The 24,118-nt window shown below is 45.8% G+C and carries 22 protein-coding genes; 1 reads left to right on the top strand and 21 read right to left on the bottom strand.

The features are described 5' to 3' along the window. Positions 1-137: 137 nt before the first annotated feature. Entirely contained in the window at positions 138-1,559 is a 1,422-nt protein-coding gene (gene pyk / locus HF966_RS06560; protein WP_168677273.1) for a pyruvate kinase, read from the bottom strand. 96 nt (positions 1,560-1,655) lie between these two features. Then, entirely contained in the window at positions 1,656-4,997 is a 3,342-nt protein-coding gene (locus HF966_RS06565; protein WP_168677274.1) for a DNA polymerase III subunit alpha, read from the bottom strand. 126 nt (positions 4,998-5,123) lie between these two features. On the opposite strand from HF966_RS06565, the gene HF966_RS06570 reads away from it, so the two are divergent. Continuing rightward, positions 5,124-5,321, top strand: coding sequence for a YjzD family protein (locus HF966_RS06570; protein ID WP_168677276.1), 198 nt, complete (start codon positions 5,124-5,126; stop codon positions 5,319-5,321). A 28-nt stretch (positions 5,322-5,349) separates the two neighbouring features. Here the strand turns inward: HF966_RS06570 and HF966_RS06575 are convergent, their stop codons facing one another. From HF966_RS06575 to HF966_RS06665, 19 genes are all read right to left on the bottom strand, one after another. Then, on the bottom strand, positions 5,350-6,237 hold the full coding sequence (locus HF966_RS06575; protein WP_168677277.1) for a type I 3-dehydroquinate dehydratase: 888 nt from the start codon (positions 6,235-6,237) through the stop codon (positions 5,350-5,352). Next, complete coding sequence (locus tag HF966_RS06580) at positions 6,234-6,788, bottom strand: hypothetical protein (protein WP_168677278.1); 555 nt, start codon at positions 6,786-6,788, stop codon at positions 6,234-6,236. The genes HF966_RS06575 and HF966_RS06580 overlap by 4 nt, the downstream gene beginning before the upstream one ends. Beyond that, positions 6,785-7,585 carry a shikimate kinase gene (locus tag HF966_RS06585; RefSeq protein ID WP_168677279.1) on the bottom strand — a complete coding sequence of 267 codons (801 nt, stop codon included), beginning with the start codon at positions 7,583-7,585 and terminating at the stop codon, positions 6,785-6,787. Before HF966_RS06585 ends, HF966_RS06580 begins: the two co-directional genes overlap by 4 nt. Positions 7,586-7,598: 13 nt before the next feature. After that, positions 7,599-8,438, bottom strand: coding sequence for a prephenate dehydrogenase (locus tag HF966_RS06590; protein ID WP_168677280.1), 840 nt, complete (start codon positions 8,436-8,438; stop codon positions 7,599-7,601). Beyond that, positions 8,435-9,730 carry a 3-phosphoshikimate 1-carboxyvinyltransferase gene (gene aroA, locus HF966_RS06595; RefSeq protein ID WP_168677282.1) on the bottom strand — a complete coding sequence of 432 codons (1,296 nt, stop codon included), beginning with the start codon at positions 9,728-9,730 and terminating at the stop codon, positions 8,435-8,437. The genes HF966_RS06590 and aroA overlap by 4 nt, the downstream gene beginning before the upstream one ends. Before the next feature lie 45 nt (positions 9,731-9,775). Continuing rightward, entirely contained in the window at positions 9,776-10,954 is a 1,179-nt protein-coding gene (gene aroC, locus HF966_RS06600; RefSeq protein WP_168677283.1) for a chorismate synthase, read from the bottom strand. A 43-nt stretch (positions 10,955-10,997) separates the two neighbouring features. Further along, a complete protein-coding gene (gene aroB, locus HF966_RS06605) occupies positions 10,998-12,065 on the bottom strand; it encodes a 3-dehydroquinate synthase (RefSeq protein WP_168677284.1) in 1,068 nt (355 codons plus the stop codon). 25 nt (positions 12,066-12,090) lie between these two features. Then, positions 12,091-13,101 carry a 3-deoxy-7-phosphoheptulonate synthase gene (gene aroF, locus HF966_RS06610; RefSeq protein WP_168677285.1) on the bottom strand — a complete coding sequence of 337 codons (1,011 nt, stop codon included), beginning with the start codon at positions 13,099-13,101 and terminating at the stop codon, positions 12,091-12,093. Continuing rightward, positions 13,098-13,931, bottom strand: a complete 834-nt coding sequence (locus HF966_RS06615) for a shikimate dehydrogenase family protein (protein WP_168677287.1) — start codon at positions 13,929-13,931, stop codon at positions 13,098-13,100. The genes aroF and HF966_RS06615 overlap by 4 nt, the downstream gene beginning before the upstream one ends. A 1-nt stretch (position 13,932) precedes the next feature. Then, positions 13,933-15,873: a transketolase family protein gene (locus HF966_RS06620; protein ID WP_168677288.1), complete on the bottom strand. Its 1,941-nt coding sequence runs from the start codon at positions 15,871-15,873 to the stop codon at positions 13,933-13,935. 313 nt (positions 15,874-16,186) lie between these two features. Beyond that, positions 16,187-16,732 (bottom strand): ECF transporter S component, encoded by a 546-nt coding sequence (locus tag HF966_RS06625; protein WP_168677289.1) that lies wholly within the window; start codon positions 16,730-16,732, stop codon positions 16,187-16,189. Continuing rightward, a complete protein-coding gene (locus HF966_RS06630; protein ID WP_168677291.1) occupies positions 16,729-17,724 on the bottom strand; it encodes a nucleoside hydrolase in 996 nt (331 codons plus the stop codon). The genes HF966_RS06625 and HF966_RS06630 overlap by 4 nt, the downstream gene beginning before the upstream one ends. A 248-nt stretch (positions 17,725-17,972) precedes the next feature. Next, the gene (locus HF966_RS06635) at positions 17,973-18,191 is read right to left on the bottom strand and encodes a CsbD family protein (protein WP_168677292.1); all 219 of its coding nucleotides are present in this window, start codon (positions 18,189-18,191) and stop codon (positions 17,973-17,975) included. 134 nt (positions 18,192-18,325) lie between these two features. Next, a complete protein-coding gene (locus HF966_RS06640; protein ID WP_168677294.1) occupies positions 18,326-19,276 on the bottom strand; it encodes a lytic exoenzyme target recognition domain-containing protein in 951 nt (316 codons plus the stop codon). A gap of 13 nt (positions 19,277-19,289) precedes the next feature. Next, positions 19,290-19,709, bottom strand: coding sequence for a hypothetical protein (locus HF966_RS06645; protein WP_168677296.1), 420 nt, complete (start codon positions 19,707-19,709; stop codon positions 19,290-19,292). Further along, on the bottom strand, positions 19,709-20,170 hold the full coding sequence (locus HF966_RS06650) for a hypothetical protein (RefSeq protein ID WP_168677298.1): 462 nt from the start codon (positions 20,168-20,170) through the stop codon (positions 19,709-19,711). The genes HF966_RS06645 and HF966_RS06650 overlap by 1 nt, the downstream gene beginning before the upstream one ends. Further along, on the bottom strand, positions 20,167-20,388 hold the full coding sequence (locus HF966_RS06655; RefSeq protein WP_168677300.1) for a hypothetical protein: 222 nt from the start codon (positions 20,386-20,388) through the stop codon (positions 20,167-20,169). The genes HF966_RS06650 and HF966_RS06655 overlap by 4 nt, the downstream gene beginning before the upstream one ends. Before the next feature lies 1 nt (position 20,389). After that, positions 20,390-20,536 (bottom strand): hypothetical protein, encoded by a 147-nt coding sequence (locus HF966_RS06660; RefSeq protein ID WP_168677302.1) that lies wholly within the window; start codon positions 20,534-20,536, stop codon positions 20,390-20,392. A gap of 13 nt (positions 20,537-20,549) precedes the next feature. Next, positions 20,550-23,732 carry a hypothetical protein gene (locus HF966_RS06665; RefSeq protein WP_168677304.1) on the bottom strand — a complete coding sequence of 1,061 codons (3,183 nt, stop codon included), beginning with the start codon at positions 23,730-23,732 and terminating at the stop codon, positions 20,550-20,552. Between the last annotated feature and the right edge of the window lie 386 nt (positions 23,733-24,118).

The following is a 24,118-nucleotide window of genomic DNA, read 5'->3' on the forward strand; positions in this document are numbered from 1 at the left end:
TTAACGTTGATATAATCATATCAGCTAGACCAATTGAGCGATTTAATTATGGTAGGTTTCATGACATCGACTATTTTTATCCAAAGCCATAAAAAAAATAGCCATATGTGGCTATTTTCCTGACAGACATTATATCATTAAACTGATTGTACAGTAATCATGTTTGTTGTACCAGATTGTGACATTGGTACACCAGCTGCGATGACGATTGTGTCACCTGAGTTAGCCAAACCTTGTTCCTTAACAGCTGTCTTAGCCAATGCAATCATTTCATCAATCGTTGCAGGGGCATCGTAAACAACTGGCAAGACACCGTAGTTCAAAGTCAAACCACGTTGTACACGTTCAGTATAAGTCACAGCCAAAATGTTAACATCTGGGCGGTGCTTTGATACCATACGTGCTGTGTAACCTGAGTTTGTTGACACAACAATTGCCTTGGCGTTCACGCTGCGGGCAATACGTGAAACTGCTGAAGCAACAGCTTCAGTTGAATCAGTTTCATCAAAGAAGATGTCTTGGTGACGACCGTTGTCACGCAATGATGTTTCAGCCTTTTCGTTGATTGCAGCCATTGTCGCAACAGCTTCAACTGGGTAATCACCGTTAGCTGATTCACCTGACAACATTGTGGCATCTGTACCATCAAATACGGCGTTGGCAACGTCGGAAGCTTCGGCACGTGTAGGACGTGGGTTTTCTTCCATTGAGTCAAGCATTTGTGTGGCAGTAATGACTGGCAAACCAGCCTTGTTCATCTTGCGGATCATGTCCTTTTGAACCAAAGGCACATTTTCGGCTGGAATTTCAACACCCATGTCACCACGTGGGACCATCAAGGCATCAGAAACTTCAAGAATGGCATCAAGGTTGTCAATACCTTCTTGTGATTCAATTTTTGGAACAATTTGGACGTGTTCCATGTTCTTTTCCTTCAACAATGCGCGAATTTCAAGCACATCTTCAGGCTTACGAACGAATGAAGCAGCGATATAGTTGATTTCGTGATCCAAACCAAAACGAATATCATCTGCATCTTTTTCAGTGATACCAGGCAAGTTGATTGAAACACCTGGTGCGTTAACACCCTTACGTGATCCCAAGATACCATCGTTATCAATGCGAACAACAAGTTCACGGTTGGCAGCATCCTTTTCAAGAACAGTTGTGCCAAGCAAACCATCATCAAACAAGACTTGTCCGCCCACTTCAACGTCATCAAACAAACCGGCGTATGTGACAGCAATCTTTTCCTTTGTACCTTCAATGTTTTCGTCCATTGAAATACGCAAAGTGTCGCCAGTGTGGAATTCAATCTTACCATCGACTTGCTTTGTTGTACGGATTTCAGCACCCTTTGTGTCCAACAAGATACCAACAGTCTTACCAGTAATCTTTTCAGCTTCATGAACTGCGTTCATACGGCTCAAATGTTCTTCGTGATCACCGTGTGAGAAGTTGAAACGGAATACGTTGGCACCCGCTTGGATCAACTTGACGATTGTTTCGACATCAGATGATGACGGACCAAGTGTTGAGACGATTTTCGTCTTTTTCATGGTTAAATATGCTCCTTAGTTATCTTGGTTGTTGCTTGTGCAACATTACCCAAGCTCTATTTTATACATTATTAAGCGTTTATACAAGCCATAATATCAATGACTTCGTCTAAAAATGACGTTGTCATTTCCCAGTAATGGCGCCAATTCACGGATGATAGCGGTTTCATCACTCAACCAAAATGCCGGCGCTAATTGCTGGTTTTTTGCTTCATTTTGCCAATGAATCACGACTGGATTCACTCCATGAAACTTTTTCAAAACTGCAATCACTGCGTGGCGATTTTCAGCGTTATCATGTGCCGCATCAAACTGTAAAAACCACGTCCCTTTTGGTGGTTGCGCCAAGTCCGGTGCCAAGCTGATATGATTTGCCACGAGGGATAATTTACCATTATAACTATCCACCCGTCCGGATACCTGAATGATGGCCCCTGCCTTTAAAATAGCTTGCACCTTTTCAAAGAGTTGGTGAAATACCGTCACACTCATCGTGCCAGTGGCATCCGATACAGTGACAAACCCCATCTCTTCGCCTTTTTTGGTACGTGTTGTCCGCAGTTGATCAATCAAGACAATGCTCGATACACGTTGTGAATTTTCAGTGATCGCCACGATTTGTTGGTAGTTTTGTTCAGCGATGATCCCAGCATAATCATCCAATGGATAGCCGGAAAGATTCACCCCAATGGCTTCTTTTTCATGAGTTAACTTCTCAGTTAATGACCAATCCGACATTTTCTTGATTTTGGTTTCATTTAGTATTAATTCACCAAAACTCGCAGCTTCAATCAAATCATCTAACGCGGTGACCAATTCTTGACGATTATAACCAAACGTATCTAAAGCGCCCGCATAGACAAGTTGGTTGAGCGTGTCATGCTTCCTAAATTTTTCAGGCAAGCGTCGCACAAAGGACTGAATTGTCTGGAAAGGGCCGTTTGCCTGGCGTTCTGCCAAAACTGTCGCAACAAAATCTGACCGCAAACCACGAATATTATTGAGCCCCATTTGTAGCGTGTCTTGGGCAACCGTCCAAAATCGTTGTGAATAATTAATATGGGGTGCTGCCACTTTGATGCCACGGGCCTTGGCCTCTGTTACATAGAGACGCACCTTTTCGGGCGATCCCAAATTAGCATTTAACACGGCGGTAAAAAACGCAGCAGGATAATGCGCTTTCATGTAGGCTAATTGAAAGGATAACTTACTATAAGCCACTGCATGCGAGCGATTAAAACCATAATTAGCAAACTCATCAATGTAGGCAAAAATTTGGGTCGCCTCATCACGATCATGGCCGCGCGCTACCGCGCCAGCAATAAACTTTTCTTGCATGGCTGCCATTTGTGTCAATTTCTTTTTGGACATGGCGCTTCGCAAAAGATCCGCCTCACCCAATGTCAAGCCAGCATAAGCCTCTGCGACAAGCATGACCTGCTCTTGATAGACAATGATCCCAAACGTTGGCGCTAAAATTGTCTTGAGGCTGGGATCAGGCATGGTGATCGTTTCTTGACCATGCCGTCGTTTAATAAAGGTTTCAATGTTGCGACTTGGGCCTGGGCGGTAAAGGGCGTTCACCGCGACAATATGTTCAAATGTGGCTGGTTGTAGTTGCCGTAAGACATGCTTGATACCCGCTGATTCAAACTGGAAAATGCCGTTGGTGTCGCCTTTTGCGTATAACTCAAGCGTTTTGGGATCATCGAGTGGCACGCGACTGATGTTAAAATGCTCTGGTAGTTGCTGCCGCGCTTCATACAACGTTTGCGCTAGAATTGATAAATTAGACAACCCTAAGACATCAATTTTCAGCAACCCTAACGCTTCAACGGTATCTTTTTCAAATTGTGTCAATAACCGATCATCACTGCCTGCTTGCACTGGCAACGTCTGCACCAAGGCTTCTGCACTCAAAACCACGCCGGCTGCATGTGTCGAGTAATTTCGCGGCAGACCTTCGATTTGTTGCGCCACTTTCAATAGCAATTGCCCATTCTCAATTTCGGCTAACACATTTTTAAGGCCTGGTCCTGCTTGTAAGGCATCTTGCAAAGAGACTTTGCGCCCTTGTTTCCCTTGTGGCACGGCATTACTTAATCGGCTCATCATTTGTTGCGACAGGCCAAACACGCGGCCTGTGTCACGCAGCGCCTGCTTTGCCGCCAAAGTGCCAAACGTTAAAATCTGGGCAAAGTTCCGTTGACCATACTTATCGTGTAAATAGTTTAACACCGCTTCGCGCTTATTATCTGGCCAATCAATATCAATATCTGGCATTTGCACTCGTTCTGGGTTCAAAAAACGTTCAAACAGCAAGCCAAATTGCAGGGGATCCACATCTGTAATTCGCAAGGCGTAAGCAACGAGTGATCCGGCTGCAGAGCCACGCCCAGCGCCCATTTGAATATGGCTTTGATAAGCAAAATTGACAATATCCCAAACGATCAAAAAATAATCATTAAACCCGAGTTCATCAATGATTGTCAGTTCGTGATTTAAACGCGTGAGATATGGGGACTGATCCCCATGATACCCCTTTAGTCGCGCAGCCAACCCTTTTTCCGCCAGCGCTTTGAGATAAGCACCTGCATCCGCCATCCCATCTGGCAGTTGAAATGCTGGCAAAGCTGCTGTCTTTTTAAACGTCAGCGTGACTTGACTGCGAGAAACTAATCGCTCATTGACCAAAAAAGCAGCTTTTAGAATTTCACTACTTTGGTAAGCGGCTTGAATTTGCTCAAAATCTTGCAGTACCTGTGTGCCAGACTGCTGGGCTAATGCCTTGATACCTTCTAATTTCACGTTTGCATCAATTGACTTTAAAACTTGTGTGGTGAAGCTATCGTCCGCATTCAAATAAGCCACATCATCTAAGGCAATCAGTTGGGCTTGCGTTGCTACTTGAAATGCAGCAAGCCGTGCTTGAATCTGCGTGGCCATTTGTGGGTTGATACCAACATACAAATGTTCTGGGGCAATCACATTGGTGAGTTGCTGCCAATAGGTATCCAGATCATCATAGGCAGCCGCGATAAACTGCGTTAATTCACTTTCTGCTGGCAAAATAACATTCAATCCGGCCAAATGTTCAGTCATCGCACTCAGAGGCATGTCATCTGTTTTAGCAGTCATTTTAGCAGATGACAGCCACATTAAGTTTTGATAGCCAACCTGCGTTTCCGCCATAAAAATCATTGGGAATGTGGTAGCAGTATTGACGAGCCCGCTAACCGACAATGTGACCCCAAATAACGGCTTGATGCCATGCTGCAAAGCCGTTTGATAAAAGGCAACGGCACCATACATCACATTTTGATCGGTAAGTGCAATCGCATCGTAATGGCGTGCCTTGGCTGTTTGGATGATTTGTGAAATTGTATTGGGATTTTTTAATAAGCTATAAGCGCTTAAAATTTGTAACGGTGCGTACATTAGCCCTCCGCAGTTTGTGACGCATGACGCGAAACTTTGTTCCCTTTAATTATACACGAAACGCGTTGAAAAAGGTTGCGCTTTTTAAGAATAAGCGTATGATAGTTCTGTAAAGAGGTGAAAGGTATGAAATATATTACTGTTGCTTTTTGGTCTGCTGTGTTCGGTGAAATTTTGGGCTACATTGTTTCACAATTGAGTGTGGGTACTTATTCATTCACAACGGTAGCAATTATTGCCATCGTTGTGGGTGAAATTGCAGTGATTGCTGTACCTGCAATCTCCGGCTCAGCTGCCACCAAAGAAGTCATTCATCATCAATAAAAAACGCGCAATGTCGATTGCGCGTTTTTTATTTGCTCTGCCAAGCTTGCTGTAACTCTGACAACGTCAGTTGGCCGGGCGCACTCTCTGGCATCCCACCCAATACTGCAAAGGTCATCTCAGCGCCATATTGATACCCCACAATGCGTGAGCGTTGCCCTAATATGCCCATACTGATGGTAATTAAGGGCTGTGAGATATTGGCCGCTTGTGTCGCAGCCAGCAAACGATCAACATCACCCTCATCATGAGGTGTCACCGCTAATTTAATGATATCAGCCCCTGTTTGAGACATATCTGCTAAGAAAGCAGGGACATTTGGTGTCTCATTTAAGTCATGATATGACATGATCACAGGCACACCGACGGCACGTGCGGCTGTCATAATTTTTTCACGAAGTTCTACTGCTAACGTATATTCGACATCAACGGCAGCGAAATGATACCCAGATTGTAACGCATTGACCACAAAAGTGGTATAAGCAAGTGGTGACATTTCCCCTTTACCACCTTGTGCTTGGGTCCGATAGGTCAAAATAATGGGAAAACTGCCGATTGTGTTAAAAACTGACCCAGTCAATTCCTTAATGATTTGTTGATTCATGATTGGCCAGTTCGCATTAAATTCTTGTTGCGCCTGATCCATCTCAGCCAGAAGCTTCGCTTCTGTCATCGCCGACACATCTTTTTGGGCAATCTCTGCTTGAGCACCTGCTTTGACTTGTTGCCACATCACCGCCTGACTAAAATCATCGGCAATATAGTCCGCACGCCATTCGACAACATCTGGGTTTTGCGCCTGCAATTTATTGGCAAATGGCGTCAATTTGTCAGTTGGGCCAAGCATCAACGACACAGCAGTGATTGGCTTGCCATTGATGCTTTTAGGTAATTGTAATAATTCACGTAAGGTCATTTAATTTGGTATACAACCCAAACCATTTGTGGACTTAATCGCTGTCGCACTTGGTACTTCGGGTCTTCACTTTCTGGTAATTTTAAGAATTGCGCTTCTGATATAATTGTAAACCGATTTTGCGCTTTTATAAAGTCCGACATGGCCACGGGCTTGCTTGGTGCAAAAACAACTGAAGGTCCCCAAGCATTGTCTAAACCATTTGCTCGCAAGTATTGGGCCAGTAGCCCCTCAGTTGCCGCGTGGATAACCGCCACATTACGGGCATAAGCGACATTTTCCACAACAATCAATGTCATTAAAGGCAACGTAAACGTATCAACGATAGTCGCCTTTTCCCAAGATAAATAGTTAAAATTCGCCCAGTTCAAATCCGGTAATCGGTTCGATTTAAATGCTGCTGGTACCAAGATTTGATCACCAGAAAAATGTGCCAAATTGGTTAAAATTTCTTCAAAGTCCTGGTGTAAGACCAAAGTTTGCGTTGTTTTGTAATCATTGGCTGCCTGTTCGGAATCCGTACCAACAGGCCCTAAGGTGTGTAGTTTCATCGTTTTAACTGCTTATTTTCCTTGTTAATGGCCGAAGTTGTCAGAATCGTCATAATTTGGTCAATCAACTCATCGGTAATATCTAACGACTGTGCAAAATCATATTTCAATAAAGCACGCATGTTTTGCATCCGGCCGACTTGAACAGTTGCCATGCCAAATTTTTCTTTGTATTGCGCTACGGCACCAACAACCTGCATCCGTTTTTCAATCGTCTGAAAAATTTGCCGGTCAAAAGCATCAATTTCCGAGCGTAATTGTAATAAGGCCAATTCGTCTTCGTGAGAACTAAACAACGCAATAATTTCTGCGGCAAGCCGTTCGGGCGTCTTGCCGACTGTTTCTACCGTAAAATCCGCTACACTTTGATATAACGGGTCTCGTAGTTGCCACAATTGAAAAAATTCAGCGGTTGACTTTTCTTGTAACAACGGCCGTTGGCCTTCGCTGAGCAAGCGATTAATCGTGCTTTCCAAGTTCCCATGCAAATAGATAACGGTTGCTGGGGACGCCTTTAGAATCGCCCGATTTTCCGGTCGCTCAATCACGCCACCACCGGTTGCTACGATGCCATTAAACGTCTGTAAGTCGTCTAACACCTGTGTTTCCAGCGCACGAAAGGCGGCCTCGCCTTGCGTCGCAAAAATTTCTGGAATTGTTTGTCCAGCGCGGCGTTCAATTTCTGAATCGATGTCGATAAAACGCGCTTGATGTTGTCGGGCAATTTCCTGACCAACCGTCGTTTTCCCTGCGCCCATAAAACCAACTAATAGCAATGTTTCTGGTGTTGTTAACATAATGATCGCTACCTCATAAATTTTGTCGTGCCTTTTGCGCAGATTGAATCAATCGCAACAATTGGTCAGTGTTTTGTGTGGCCAATGCCTGATTAAATGCGGTCAGTTCAGCAATTAATTGTTGATTACTGGCGATGACCGCAGCTTGATTACTCATTAAAACGTCCGTCCAAAGTTTGGGATCACTAGCAGCAATGCGCGTTGTATCTTTAAACCCGCCGGCCACGTATTGCCCAAATTCACTGGCATCACCCAACTGCTTAACTGCGGCATTCATCAGTGCAAAAGCCGCAATGTGCGGCACATCACTAATCATCGCCATTAAACGGTCATGTGTGGTCACGTCAATTGTGGTAAAATTCGCCGCCAACGGGGCAAATAAGGCTTGCAATTTAGGTAAAACGGCCCGCCCTTTTTCATTGGGGATGAGGAAATAAGGTGCTTGCTGATATAACTGGGAGTTGGCGGCAGTCACGCCGCTTAAATGCGTCCCGGCCATGGCATGGCCGCCAATAAAGGCGACATACCCCAGATGCCTATCCACCTCAGTCAGAATGTCACGTTTAGTCGAGCCGGTATCCGTGATGATCACATCAGGCTTCAGCGGCGCTGCAGCCAATGTGTGAATGGCTTGGATAATCCCTGACACCGGTGTGGCTAGAATAATCACATCAGCTTGCGGTGCAACTGCGGTTAATTGCCCAGCAGTTTCAGCAACAATCCCCTGATCTAAGGCGCGTTTTAACGTCTCTGGGTCTTGATCAACGCCAATCACGTGATGTTCAGGTTGCGCATTTAAACACTGCGCCAATGACGCCCCCATTTCACCTAACCCTTGGATGACAATTTTCATCGCATCACCTGCATCAAATCAGCCAAAAATCCTGGATAAGAGACACTCATCGCATCTTCGCCAGTCATCACCACTTCCTGATTAGCAATCAAAGCAGCCACCGCATTCATCATGCCAATCCGATGATCGCCATGCGTCTCTAATAGCGTTGAATCCGTACTGCCATGAAGTGGTGTGCCACCGTGAATGATCATCCCATCTGGCAAGGCCTCAATATCAGCCCCCAGCTTCGTTAATTCCGCCACCACCGTGGCAATCCGGTCAGTTTCTTTCACGCGTAACTCCGCTGCCCCTGAAATCACCGTATCGCCTTGCGCTTGCGTGGCAGCAAGCGCCAAAATTGGCATTTCGTCCACAGCGCTTGGAATATCAGCAGCCGTGATGTGAATCCCATGTAACGGTTGGGCCCTAACCGTAATATCTGCAGTTGGCTCATTGGTGTCGTCAATATTTGACAGCTGCAAATCAGCCCCCATACGCCGTAACAACCGTAAAACGCCATCGCGGGTCGGGTTAATACCCACCTGCTTCAACGTTAGATCAGAATTTGGCGTAATTAAAGCGGCCACCATGAAAAAGGCAGCACTCGAAATATCTGCAGGGACGACGACGTGTTGGCCAACCAGCGCTGGTTGGCGTGACACGGTAATCACCCCATTTTCAGATTGAATGTCACCACCAAATTGGCGCAGCATCCGTTCCGTATGGTCACGTGACGGCAAATTTTCAATAATTTTGGTTTGTCCAGTGGCTTGCATCCCCGCCAAAATCAGCGCACTTTTAACTTGCGCTGACGCCACTGGCATCTCATAGGTAATCCCAGTCAGCGCGTGATTGGCATGGATCACACCCGGTAATTTATCACCATCAGTTAAGGTAATATTGGCCCCCATTTGCGCCAATGGCGTTAATACCCGTTGCATCGGCCGCTGACTTAAAGACGCATCGCCAAAAATAGCCAGCTCAAATGGTTGTTGACTCAACAACCCCATCAATAAACGGGTTGAAGTACCAGAATTGCCCATATCTAACGGTGCTTTGGGTGCCTGAAAATGCTCAAGCCCTTGGCCTTGAATGCGGACACGAGTCCCAGTTTGTTCAATTTGGACCCCCAACTCGCGAAACACACCCATCGTGTGTAAGACATCATCAGAATCCAAAAAATTCTCAATGTCTGTGTGTCCTTGAGCTATCGCGCCAAACATCAAGGCGCGGTGTGAAATGGATTTATCCCCAGGCACTGTTAATTGCCCGTGCAGCCCCCTTTTTGGGGCAGGCGTCAATCGAATCATAGCCTCTCCTTTTCCTTTTGTTTGCGTACGATTTGACAATACTGATTAAAAACGGCGAACTTCCTCACGATAAGCCGCGACTTGTTCCTTCATCCGGTCAATATTATCAGCATCAAACTTGTCCAAAACCGCCTTGGCTAACTCAATGGCCACCATGGCTTCGGCAATCACCGCCGCAGCCGTCACCGCCGTCGTATCGGAACGTTCAATGGACGCTTTGTGATCCTGATGCGTGTCAATATCAACCGATTGCATGGGACGATAGAGTGTGGGAATCGGCTTGACCACACCGCGCACGACAATGGCTTCACCAGTCGTCATGCCACCTTCAAAGCCACCCAAATTATCAGACCCACGATAAAAGCCTTTTTCCGCATCCCAGAAGATTTCATCCATCACTTGGTCGCCGTATTTTTCAGCATTGTCAAAGCCGCCACCAAATTGGACCCCTTTAAATGCGTTAATCCCGACAATAGCCCGCGCAATTTTGCCGTCCAATTTTTCATCAGCGGAAACGTAAGACCCTAAGCCAACCGGCATGCCAGTTGCAATCACTTGGACTTGACCACCCACCGTGTTGGCATCGCGTTTGGTTTTATCAATCACGTCACGAATAGCCGCATCAGCTGCAGCATCCAGGGCGCGCGTTTCAAAACTTTCCGTCACTTCACGCAGCGCCTGCAAATCATGATACTGAGTGAGTTGGTTCAAATCCGATTTGGCTGGGCCCACATTGACCACAAACCCATGCACATCAACCCCGATTTCTGCCAAAAGTTTCTTCGCCACAGCGCCAACCGCTACACGCATCGTGGTTTCGCGCGCAGAGGAGCGTTCTAATACATTTCGTAAATCATCATGATGGCGATACTTGATGCCCCCCACAAGATCAGCGTGCCCTGGTCGTGGGCGTAACACTTTTCGGAGCGTATTTTCCGGTGTAGCCGGCGTGTTGGGCGCCATAATTTTAGACCAGTTATTATGATCATCGTTGTGAACATTGAGGGTGATGGGTGAACCAAGCGTGTATTGATGCCGCACGCCCGTTAAAAATGTCACCGTGTCTGTTTCAATTTTTTGACGTTCGCCACGGCCGTAGCCCCGTTGACGGCGGGCGAGTTGTTCGTTAATATCTTCTTGGGTAATATGTAAGCCGGCAGGAATCCCTTCAATCACCGCAATTTCTTCTGGGCCATGGCTTTCGCCAGCAGTTGTATATCTCATCGTCTTATTTTATCTTGTACGCATCGGCACAAGTCCTTTCAAATCAAATTGAGGCCATGAATTCTGGCATGGCTGATAACGCTTTGGGGACAATAATGGGTTGGCCAACCTCAGCGAGAGCAACTAGGTTCAACGTTCCACCGTGATTTTTCTTATCATTGACCAAGCGGTCAAAAAAGGCCGGCGTACCAAGCAAATCAGAAGTGATTGGCAGCCCAACTGCCGTTAACCGAGATTGTAATGCTGGGACTAGGTCAGCTGGCGAAACACCGGCACGTACCATGCGTTCAGTCAACGCCATCATCCCAATCGCCACGGCTTCGCCATGCCGCAGATCCCCATGTGCCAGTAATTCAATCGCATGACCTAACGTGTGACCAAAGTTGAGGAACTGCCGTTGACCGGCTTCTTTTTCATCCGCCATGACTACCGCTGCTTTGTAAGTAATAGCGCGCGCCGATAGTTCTTGGGCATGCGTGCGAATGTCAGTTATACTTTGAATTTTCCCCGTCAGGTCAAAGAATTCAGGGCCAGCTAACGCCGATGTCTTCACGACTTCAGCATACCCTTCCACCAAATCACGATCCGTTAACGTCTCTAAGTAAGTTTGGTCAACTAAGACCAAGTTTGGTTGATAAAAAGTCCCCGCAATATTTTTGGTTGCGCCTAGGTTAATGGCCGTTTTGCCGCCAACTGATGAATCTACTTGTGCCGTCAGGGAGGTTGCAATTTGAATATAGCCAATGCCACGCATATAAAGCGAAGCCACCACGCCAGCCAAATCACCAATCACACCACCGCCCAACGCCACCACCCCATCGCCACGGGTAAAACCGTGCTCAGCTAGTGCGCTAATTAAATCACCAGCCACTTGGAGGGATTTTGACTGTTCCCCGGCTGGGACTTCAAGCGGTAACACTTGGAAACCAGCCGCTTCAAGTTGACGTGTCGTGTCGGCTAAATAAAGGGGGCCAACATGGCTATCGGTGATTAAGGCAATTTGACGTGGTGTCCAAACGGCCGCGATTTCTGCCCCAATTCGGGTATGCAGCGTGTCATTAATTTTCACGTCATATGCTTGTTGACCGACACTGACAGTTACAGTCGTCATGGTTTGTCCTTTCTTATCTCTCACTTTATTGTGCGACTAAATCTGATTGCACGACCTCACGCACCCGCCGTGCCTTGGCCGCCAACGTACTAAATTCAGCCGGCGTTAGGGCTTGTGCCCCGTCCACAAAGGCATGTGCCGGGTCGTTATGAATTTCTGTCATCAACCCTTGGGCGCCTGCCGCAATGGCGGCCAAGGCTAGCGGTGCCACAAATTGTGCCACCCCAGCAGCATGTGAGGCATCGGCAATCACTGGAAAATGAGTCAAACTCTGTAGAACCGGAATAGCAGAGACATCAATGGTGTTGCGTGTGTACTTATTATCATAGGTCCGAATACCACGCTCCATTAAAATAATTTGCGTGTTCCCACCAGACACAATGTATTCGGCGGCGTTTAATAAATCATCGATTGTGGCAGACATGCCGCGCTTGAGCACCACTGGCTTGCGCTTTTGCCCCAGCGCTTTGAGCAAGGCAAAGTTTTGCATGTTGCGGGTGCCAACTTGGAAAATATCCGTATATTGGTCGACAAGGTCAACATCACGCGTATCCAAGATTTCGGTGACCATATCCATCCCTAACGCATCCGCCGCCGCGCGATGCGCCTTTAGCCCGGCCTCGCCGTTACCTTGGTAAGAGTATGGGGACGTGCGTGGCTTAAACGCGCCACCCCGTAAGATAGTTGCCCCGGCCTTTTTAACTGCTTCACCCATGGCCATCACGTGCGCTGGACTTTCAATGGCATCTGGCCCAGCCATAAAGACGAAATGTTCGCCACCAATGATTGAATGTTTGGTTGTAATCACCGTATCTTCTGGATGAAAATCACGTGATGAGGCAATAGCGGTATGGTGTTTGGTGATAATGTCAACGATATCCGCTTTAAATGGCGCGAGTGTTTCATCAGATAGGGTTTTAACGCCCGCTAAGGCCACACGGTTATTGTGGACAAAGACTGGTTTGAGCGGATCACCCGTCGTCAAGTTTTCAGCGAGTTGTTGTGCAGTTGTCTTGTTTGTTGTGACGATAATCATTTTATTTTTCCTCGAATTGTTTCTGCCATCAATTGGCGATCAGCTGGTTGGTTAAACCAGTATTCAAAACTTAACGCACCTTGGTTCACCAACATCGCCAACCCATTTTGCGTGGGCAATTGACGACTGGCAGCGGCACGTAATAAGCCTGTTTGTTGGTTACGATAAATCATATCTACCACTAGCGTATGTTGTGGTAAAAGACCAATTTGGTAATCCGTTAATAAGGTGCGGGCATCATTCATCCCCACGGTTGTCGCGTTAATCAGCAAATCAGCTTGTTGTAGTGCGGCAGAAAGGGTTTGATTGTCGGCCAAATCAGCCAGTTGCCCAATGCCTTGGCTCAGATAAGCCACGGTCGTTTCCCGCTGGGACCAATCCAGATGCGCCCGGTTAAACACGGTTAACTGCCGCACCCCATAGTGTTGTGCAGTGGCCATCACGGCACGCGCAGCCCCACCGGTGCCGAGCAACACCACCCGTTCATGCGGTTGGTTGCGTGGGATACTTTGCCAAAAACCATCCCCGTCTGTGCTGGTCCCGATCAAGTGACCGCCCACATTTTTCACGGTATTCACGGCTTGTAAACGTTGCGCTAGTGGTGTGAGTTCATCTAAATACGGGATAATGGCTGATTTATGCGGGGTCGACACATTGAACCCACCAACTGATAACACCCGCATACCTGCCACGGCCGCATCAAGTTGTGCGGGGGCGACATCAAATGCTTGGTAATACGCATCAATTTGCCGTGCGGCCATCATCTTATTTTGCATCACTGGTGATAGCGAATGCGTCGCCGGTTGGGCAATCAAACCATAAATTGTCATATTAACTCCCTAAATCTTGCATAATTTTTTCAGTCAACACTTCTGCAACTAACCCGACATCTGCCAGAACGGCTTGCGGTGCTGCACTAATACCGAAATGATCTAGCCCAAATATCAAGCCATCATCGCCGGCAACAGCCTGCCAGCCAAGTGTTGTGCCTGCTTCTATTATCACATTTTTAGCCGAATCTTTGGGGATGATTACGGCTTTTTTTGACTGATCAAGTGATAGAAAGCGTTGCAAATTTGGCATTGAAATCACACGACTTGGTTGTGGGAGTTGTTGACTCACAGCAAGGGCTAATTGCACTTCTGACCCAGTAGCAATCAAATTAATGGTAGCGTCTGGTGCTGCGACAATTTGCGCCGCCCCAGCTGTCATAGCCTGCTGCGCTTGTGCTGGCGTGCCTTGCATACCTAGACTGCCACGACCTAAGATCAATACCGTCGGGGTATCGGTTGACGAAAGTGCTTGGTGCCAAGCTGCTGCCACCTCTTCAGCTGTCCCTGGTCGCAACACGTTGACCCCAGGAATCAGGCGTAAGCCCATTAACTGCTCGACAGGTTGATGCGTTGGGCCATCTTCACCGACTGTGACACTATCATGGGTAAAGACATAAATCACCGGTACCTGCTGCAAAGCGCTCAAGCGAATCGCCGCCTTCATATAATCCGAAAACGCCAAGAACGTACTGCCAAACACTTTTGTCCCGCCGTGGAGTGCAATCCCATTCATCACTGCCCCCATACCAAATTCACGGACACCAAAGGCAATGTTGCGACCCGTGCGATTGCCTGGTGCAAATAACGGTGAGTCGACAAGGGTCGTTTGCGTGGAACTGGCTAGATCTGCTGCCCCACCCCACAATTGTGGCCAAGTTTGCGCCACTGCTTGTAATGTGATTTTCCCAATTGTGCGCGCTGCTTGGTGCTGCGCGTTGTCTTGCAGTTTTGGTGGTTGTGCAGTTTGTGCTTGCGTCCAGGCAAGATAAGTCTGTAACTCAGCCGTGCTGGGCGTTGGTTGTTCAGCCAGACGTTGCGCAATATGATCTCGCATTTGATCCATCAACGCCGCATCTAGACTGAATTCAGGTTGCATTGTGACAGCTAAGTCATCAGCCAATGCCTGCAGTTGCGCCGGTGTCAGCGGTGTCCCATGAGCTTGATGTGTCCCAGCATAAGGTCCTGAATCACCAATGGTTGTCCGCACCGCAATCAACGTGGGTTCCGGTGACAACTTGGCATTTTCAATGGCATCATGAATGGCAGCCAGATCATTGCCATCGGTAATGCGTCGTACATCCCAACCATAACTGGCAAAACGGGCCACGTTGTCTGCTGTATCGGCGCGCGCCCGCTGCCCATCTAAACTCACCTGATTGTCATCGTATAACACAATCAGCTTTGCCAACCCTTGTTGTCCAGCTAGCGTTGCAACTTCATGACTGATGCCTTCCATCAAGTCGCCATCCCCCACTAGTGCATAAGTGAAGTGATCAATCACCGTTGGAAATTGCGCATGGAGTTTGGCTTCTGCCATCGCCATGCCCACCGCCATACCAAGTCCTTGGCCCAGTGGGCCAGTCGTCGCATCCACGCCGGGCGTTACCCCCACTTCGGGATGACCGGGCGTTTTTGAATGCGGTTGGCGAAACGCAGCTAAATCAGCCGCCGACAACGCAAAACCTGCGGCATGCAACGTCGCATATAACAAGGCTGATCCATGTCCTGCAGATAATACAAACCGATCACGATTGCTGGCGTTAGGTTGCGTCGGATCTATAACCAATTGGTTGGCATACAATTCATAAAGCATTGGTGCTGCACCCAACGCAATCCCTGGATGTCCTGACCCCGCTTTGGTTATCATTTGGTTGGCGAGGCGTCGTAATTGATTAATTGTCTGTGTGGCAATATCAGGTTTTATTAATGTTTCACTCATTATTTTCCCTCATAAAAAAATCGTGCTCGGGGTGTAACACCCGGCACGATTTACCACAACAGTTTGACTGTTAAAATAAAAAGCCACTAAGTGTTACATTCCACTTAGTGACCCAACCTTGAAAAACTTCTGGCCGCTAAGTGCGTCGATGACCGACGCACTTAACATGCGACGGTGCTACATAAACCAGAAGTAGTAATAACTATTGTTTTTCAAGATTGTTTTGTTCATGATTTTTCTCGTTCTTATTTGATAATCTTACTATAACGTTGAAAATGAAAATTGTCAACACTAAATTAAAAATGTGTGATAATTATTTAATGTATTTACGAATTGTCTGGTACACGACAGCGACCACATAAACGCCGATAACGCGATCAAGGTAATCTGTCCCGACCTGAACCAACAAGACTGCCCCCACTTCATTCATGCCAAAACCATGAAGGACTTGTACCAACATGCTTGAGCCAGAAGATGTAATACCGTGGAATAAAATAACCGTAATCATTGTGCTCACAACTGTAGCAGGTAATGAAATGACGAATGCCAGCCACCAAATATTCTTGACATCGGTGGCTTTAAACCTTTTATACACCAAACCTGCGACAATGGCTGTGGTAATTTGACTCGGCATATAATAAATCGAGAATAAATCCCCGGTGGTGCCATTAATTAAGGCTGTCAACACCCCCGTGATAACCCCGCCAATTGGCCCAAAGAACGCACTGCCTAACAATGTCCCAATCGTATCAAGATAAATTGGCAGACGTGTATAAAGGGCCAAATGGCCACCCACAATGTTAATCACAATAAAAAGCGCAATTAGTGCAATTTTTTGTGCGGAAAACTGTTTTGTCATGATAATCGCTCCAAGTCTGTCGCGATGTTATCAAGTTCTTTTTCAATTGTTGTCACATCGCGTGTTAATAAACCACCCACAATATAGGCCATGGCCCGTTTTGCGTCAATTTGCTGTAAAATTTTGGCATTGGCTGGACGTTGCCAAAAATCAGCCCCGTCCACAATACTTTGACCCAAGGCAATCCCTGACGTGACCACCGTCACATATTTTTCGATGGTGCTTGCCAATTCGGGATACAAGGCGTAGACAATGACCAACGGATCATTGATCACGGCCCCCAAGACATGTTCTTGGGCCCAATGGAAATCAAAGTAAAACGGCAAAATCTGTTCAATTAAGGCTGACTTATCGGCAGCCAAATAATGCATCATTTGCAAAATATTGGGCGTCATGACAATTTTACGCGTCACGTCCAGTGGTACCAATTCAATCAGCAATGGACTGTTTTGGAACACATAATCGGCCGCATCGGGATCGACCCAAAAGTTGTATTCAGCCACCGGTGACGTGTTGCCATTTGTCTGATAGGCGCCGCCCATCACAATTAAACGCGACACGTGTGACCAAAGTTCTGGTTGCGTTTTGAGCGATTGGGCAACATTGGTTAATGGCCCTAACGCCATAAACCAAACATCCTGATGCGCTGATAATAAGGCTTCATACCCTGCTTGTGCATCTAATGGCGACGCACTGGCTTCGGTCACGGGTGGCAAATGGCTTTCACCCATACCATCCATCCCATGGGTATCTTGGGCGCTGACATAGTCATGCACCCATGGCTTCGTCGCCCCAGCAAAGACTGGGATATCTAACCGATCGACTTCACGCAAGACTTTTAACGCATTGGCGACGCCAATCTCTGTGGGGACGTTACCGGCAACAATTGAAATCCCAATGACCTCAATCATTGGTGATTGCAACGCGACCAGTAATGCGAGGCTATCATCAATACCGGGATCGGCATCGATAATCACTTGATGTTTTTGCATTATCTCTCCTACCTTTCAAGGGTTCTTGGTTTTTTATCCTGGGCAAGTTTTCTGCCGAGGTTTTCACTATTTTTGTATATCGCTCATAATAAGCAACGAATACTATTATATCAGTGTTTTCATGGTTTTCAAACAACAAACAAAATCACGATGTTTAATAATGTTTCACAACAAAGGGCTACAAAAAGGCTACAAATTAAGGCAATAAAAAACACCCAACCAGGTATTCCAGTTAGGCGGGTTTTAAATTACTTATCAATTTCTTTCTTGCTGTCTTCTTTGTAGTCGTCCAGAGTATCTTTGACGGCTTCCTTTACATCAGAGAATGTTTCCTTTACTTTTCCAAGAACACCTTGAGCCTTACCTTCTGCCTCACGTGTCTGGTCCCCAGTAACTTTGCCTTCTACTTCTTTTGCCTTACCAGCAACTTGGTCTTTGGCGCTATCAAACTTTTCTTCGACTGACATAATAATGATCTCCTTAGATTTTTATTTGATGTTACAAGCTTATGATACCACTGTTTGTTAAATAGCGCAGAGTATAAACACACAAAAAAGACCCAACCAGAAATTAATTTAGTCGGGTCTTTTAGTCTATTCAGTTATAACTTAATGAAAGCATCAGCATTAAACCAAATCATGCCGTATTGTCCAAACTTGATTCCGACCGCGTTGCTTGCATTGTCGTATTCATCAATCGCGCCTTGATTGTTTGCACTGTTGAAACGAACCAAATCGCCAACTTGAGTATTTGCATAATTGCCTCGCGTGACGTTATCGACAATATCCAAAGGGATACCATTGTTCGTCCATGAGAAGTCGCGTCCACCTGCCAAGTTGTAATTAATCATTTGCCAGATACCGTTGATTTGCTGAATTTCATCGACGCGGAATGTACTAAATAATATGAACTTATTACCAGCATTCTTAAACACTTGGATTGCTGACGTATCTGCCTCGGGTTGCACCTGTGGCGTTGCTGTCGGTACCACAATAGGCGTGCTATCGTCTCCAATACCGTTAACGATGTCCGCATTCAACTTTTCACTCGATACACCCCACTTCGCTAAGAATGCAATCGGGTCTGTATGGTCCGAACCATGGCCAGTTGCACTCGCATAGTTGTGAGTTTTTGTGCCTGACGTGTTCTGGTCATCAATCGTACTACCAGCGCCCGCCTCTTTTGCAAGTTGACGGGCCAACCAAATATAAGCCGGATAAGCCTTGTTGAAGTCGTCTTGTGATTGAATAGACCCCTCGGCAAACTCAATAGATGAATGGCCGTCCCAGTTCCAATCGCCTCCTACGTCCCAAGCACCACCATTCGTGTTCATGACTTGTCGAATATCCACTTCACCATTTGTGATACCAACTAAGTGTGTGTAGTTGGCTTCGTTATAATGGCCCGCTAAATAGTCGCGTTCGTTTTGTACACTTGCACGAGGGTTACCTGTTGAATGCAAATGTACCTGTGAGAACGGCGGTACTAGACCGCTATTGCTCTTCACATAATTAAATGGGACAACAATATCTTGTTTAATTGTATATGCCATAATAGCCTCCTAATTAAGCCGTAGGCGCTTGTGCTGTTTCAGGTGCGTTAGACACCACCGCCTCTGCTTTCGCGAGTTCTTCAGCACTCACAAGTGGCTTCACTGCACCTAATGCGCCGTTAGCCTTTTCATGTGCATAAGCCGTTTTGATATACGACAAAATCTGCGCTTCCGTGAAGTTATCGCCGATTTTATTTTCATCAAGTCGTGCCTTTAATTCGGCAGCGGCTGCTTGCTGTTGCACTGCTCCATTGCCTAAGAATGCTTGTGCGGTCAAGACGGCTTGGCTTGCAAACTCAAGCGCTTTCTTGATATTCTCATTCTTTTCGGTAGAGGCTTTAAAATTCAAAAACTTTGACAGTCCGAATCCGCCTCCTGCTGCAACAAAAACTGCTACTGCTGTGTTCGCTAACTTTAAAATTTCATTCAACATTATTTTTCCTCTGCTTTCTTTGCTGCATTTGGTTCTGAATCAATCTTTTTAAGCTTCACGTGGTACTCGTCTTCAACCCATTTAACGGCCCAGTTTGGAATATCAATGCCTGCTAATTGCATGTTGGCATATATTGATTTCAACATGTAGTTCCCAATAATTAAGGTAACTGCAAATGAGATGGCATCAAATATGAATGGTTGAAAAGTAAAGTCTCTGCCACCTAAATGTGTTGGGACATAAGAAATTAAAATGGTAAAAGCCCAAATGACTATTGGCATGAGCGCTAATGGAATTGAGGTGACTAATCCTCCAAGACCACCACCGGAAGTCCTCGCTACACCATTTCTTTTTCGCCACAATGAACCCAGAAAAGTATCAAAAAATACCAAAATAAAAAGGACAGCCGTTTCGGTTGCCCCGTTTAGGTTTGCAAATAGATAATTCAAAATATCCGTCATGCCGCCACATCCGCAATCAACGCTTGAATTTTCTTCTTAGCCAATGCGATCACTTCATCTGGTGTCGAATTAATAGTGACGCCATCATCTGGTGTCACTTGCACATTGCCATTTAATCGGTTTGGGTATGTCCCAGAAGCAAACGAAACTGCAAAATATTGAACAGTTAACTTACCATCTACAAATTGTACTTGTGCGTTATCTACGTTAATTGTCATCTTATTTCTCCTCTGCCTTTTCGGCTTGTTCTACTTGCGCTTTTTGTTGGTATTGTTCAATGACGCTTTCTAATTGCGCTTTATCAAACGTAAGTTGTGCGTTCTGTTGCAATAACTTACTGATAATTACATCTTTATTTGGTTGCATAATTTCTCCCTTTTTATAATGTTATGTTTCTCCATCCGGCTACTCTCCCATCACTGTTTATTTGTGTTGGTATAGCAACATTTCCAAGGCCGCTTAACGATGTGAGCAATCTTGTTATGGGGTAGTAGTGGCCATTATTCATATAATCAATCCAATCGTTACCAAAAGTAAAGCCTGAGTTTCCTCCCTCTGCACCAAAATATGGGTGGAGTGAACCATTATAATTTACTGGCTGATAAACTAATTTTTGCTCAACGCCCTCAACGTTTATTGGTTTATTAAACGTCACACGGTCCTCAAATATGAAACCATAATTACCACCTAGGCCTGGTTTCCCTTGACGATACCAAGCCAATTTGTTTATATATGGTCCAGTAGAATCGCCTTCATTTCTAGCAGACCATGCCATATAAGCCCCGTCACTTTCCAATCGCATAGCCAATCCCGGCTCGCCGTTTGTATATTGCGATATTCCCATCCCACCTATTTTTTGGTTGATGTAGCTAAAATCCATACCAAAATCTTGAAAATCAGCTTGAATGTATTGTGTATTAATTTTCATACCAGCACTCGTGATTTTCGTACTGCCGTACGCGCCATCCCAATTTGTCTCTAAGAACCTAGACACATCACCAGTAAGTGTATTAACGTCCAGATTTATTATTCTAACTTTATCAGCATCTAAATTACCCACTGTCAATTTACTTGCTGAAATATAGTCAATCATGGCGTCTTTTATGAATGCAGTACCTGTGATGACTGTCTGGTTCGCGTCGATCGTGACTGTATTGCCGTTCAACGCCATGCCGTTGATGTCACCGAAGATACCGCTTGCTAATGCGCTTGTGTTGTCAGATATACCAATGCTCCAGTTGTCTTTTAGCAGGGCTAATTGCGTGGCCGATGACGTGCCACCCAAGCTAACGGATGTATCAGCAACATTTATATCAGGACTTCCAAGCCCTTTGATGTCCTCTAACAACACCGTGCGCCATGCTTTTCCATCAGGTGATACCTGTACATTTACGCTTTTATAGGTTCGGGTTGCAAGAATCTTAACCTCTAGCCTCTGTGGTGTGTATACGACACTTCCCAAGTCATACACCATAAAGTTATTTAGGTTAGGTTCTGGGTAAAAATATCCAAATGTATTTATGTTACCGTCTGTTGCACCGTTTGCATCTGATTGGCTATTAAAATAAGGGTTATCAGGGCCGCTAAGCGTTGCCGTTTTCCCGGCTAGTAAATCTGTCCCACTCGAGTCAAATAAAGATATTCTTACGATATGGGTACCATTATTATTATTATTACCCTGCCCATTAACACGAATGTAACGTATACCAGTTGCTGATACTTGGGCAAAAATAGCATCACTCGTCTGGGTTAGCTGGCTTTGCATACTCGTGTTGTAACTATTGATGCTGCTCGTGGTAAAGCCCTGCGCCTGTGTGAGGGTGTTTGTGTCACCTGTCTGGCGGTTGCTAATTTCAGTGGTTAGGCCATCGGCGGTCTGTGTCTGCTTGCTTTGTAAGTCACTCACGTTGCTTTGGACGGTGCTGATATTACCCTCTGCCGTTTGTACTCTAGTGGATAGACCCGCAGCTGGGTCTGATACGATGCTGGTGATTGAGTCAACTTTTTGTGACACGGTGCTAATCTTGTCATTATTGACATACTGACCGGCTACGTAGTCCCCAACGGTAGCACCAATAACCAACATAGGCCTACCAAAACTAATATCACCCCCAACGTTCCAACCAAACACCAAAGATACCCAAATTGTACCGGAAGGTACGGTTATGTTTTCAACCTTAAAGGTTCTAAATGTACCATCTAGTGAGGTAGTGGGGATATTATACCCATAGTCAAAAACTTTATTTCTATTGCCATCATAAGCCATTACAAAGAGGGCTAGAGGCACATCACTTGATGGTGGTGATGGCATAGCAGCCGTAATGGATGCTGATACCGTGATGCCTTGGGTAACTTGTATTGGATCCGAAAAAATCCAAGTGCCGTTATTGCTGGCGTTATGCCATACATACATAGCCCCACTGCTGTCTGCTGTACCATTGTTGATAAGTTGGTTGGTAACTGTTGCACCCCAAGGGCTGTCAACGTGCCACCCTGAGTAGTCTATTGCAAGTTGGCTGTTATTAACAAGGTTGACTTGGTTGAGCGCGTTTACCTGTGTCTGAACATTAGCCACCGTCTGGTTAATCTCACCAGCCGCTTGTTTAACGCTGCTAATTTCACCAGACAGCTCACCGGTTTTCTGATCATAATCAGTTTGACTAACTTTAGTAGTGATGTCGTGCGAGTTTTGCTCACTTTTACTTTCAGCAGCACTAACACGCCCGTCGTTTGCCTGTTTATAGTCGCCAATCGTTGTGACTGCTCTATCTGCCGTCTGCTGCGCGGTAGATACTTTTAAACTTAGATCACCTGTTTTTGCATCATAGTCAGCTTGACTGACTTTTTGGCTGATTTCTTGCTGAAGTGTTGTTTCGGCATTATTGAGTGCTGTTTGTGCGTCTTGGGCTGTCTTTTGCGCCGTAGCCTGAGTATCGGCCTTAGCATCAGCAAGTGCTTGATTGGCGTAACCTTGGGCTTTTGTATCTAACTCAGCTTGTTCACTCTCTAGTTGTGCCGTTTTGTCGCTGACTGTTTTAATTTCAGCGTCAACTTGTTCGCGATTAGTTGCGATCGCTTGGTCACTATAGGTTTTTGCGTCCGTGACGGCTTTGTCAACGTTATCTGAAATTTTTTGTTCAGTTGCTGAATCAACCGACTCGACCCAATCGCCATTAACAAAAACCTTAATACCAGATTTGTCACCGTCTACCCAAAACCAAGTGTCACCGTCTTGCGGGTGTGATGGCTTAACGCTGCCATAATAGTTCGTGTTCTTAGCATTGGCACTAACAGCAGCTTGGTCGGCTTGTTCCTGAACGGAGGTCACCTTATCTTGTAAGTCGGATAGCTGAACGTGTGAACTATCCGCGAACGATTGTTTTGCTGTTCCAACTACCAACTTTGTAACCCGTTCTTGAATTGGATCGAAGTGAATTTCGTTAACGATTGCCGTCACATTCACGCCATATTCAGGCACGTAAACCGTAACCGTATCAGTCAACGCAACACTTTCAAGATTTTTAAACTTATCTTGATAATCAGCGCTATCTTGCAAACTCAAAACGTCAATATCAATCGCAACACTTGGCTTATCGCGTCCGGTATTCGCACTTTCAACAAACCATTTTGCTGCTGCGTTGTTAAGATCATCAACCGTTTTAATTGTGTCGTCCGTGAAGTCGACTTTAATCGCGTAGACCTGTTCATAATTGTTAATGTACTGCGAATTAACCGGTGTACCTTCTAGGTATGTGGTTGTGTTATTTTCCTGAATACTTTTAATCGGGATAATTTGCGTGACGAGTGAACTAATGTCTACCGGCAGATTGTAAAATTAAACCGAACACCTTGCATAAAAAAACTGCAGAGACTTTAATGGTAATTGACTAAAATCAACCATAAAGGATCTGCAGCTTATGTCTTCTAGTTTATCAGCTCACGAACGTT

The sequence above is a fragment of the Leuconostoc holzapfelii genome, assembly GCF_012396485.1.
Lineage (GTDB): Bacteria > Bacillota > Bacilli > Lactobacillales > Lactobacillaceae > Leuconostoc > Leuconostoc holzapfelii.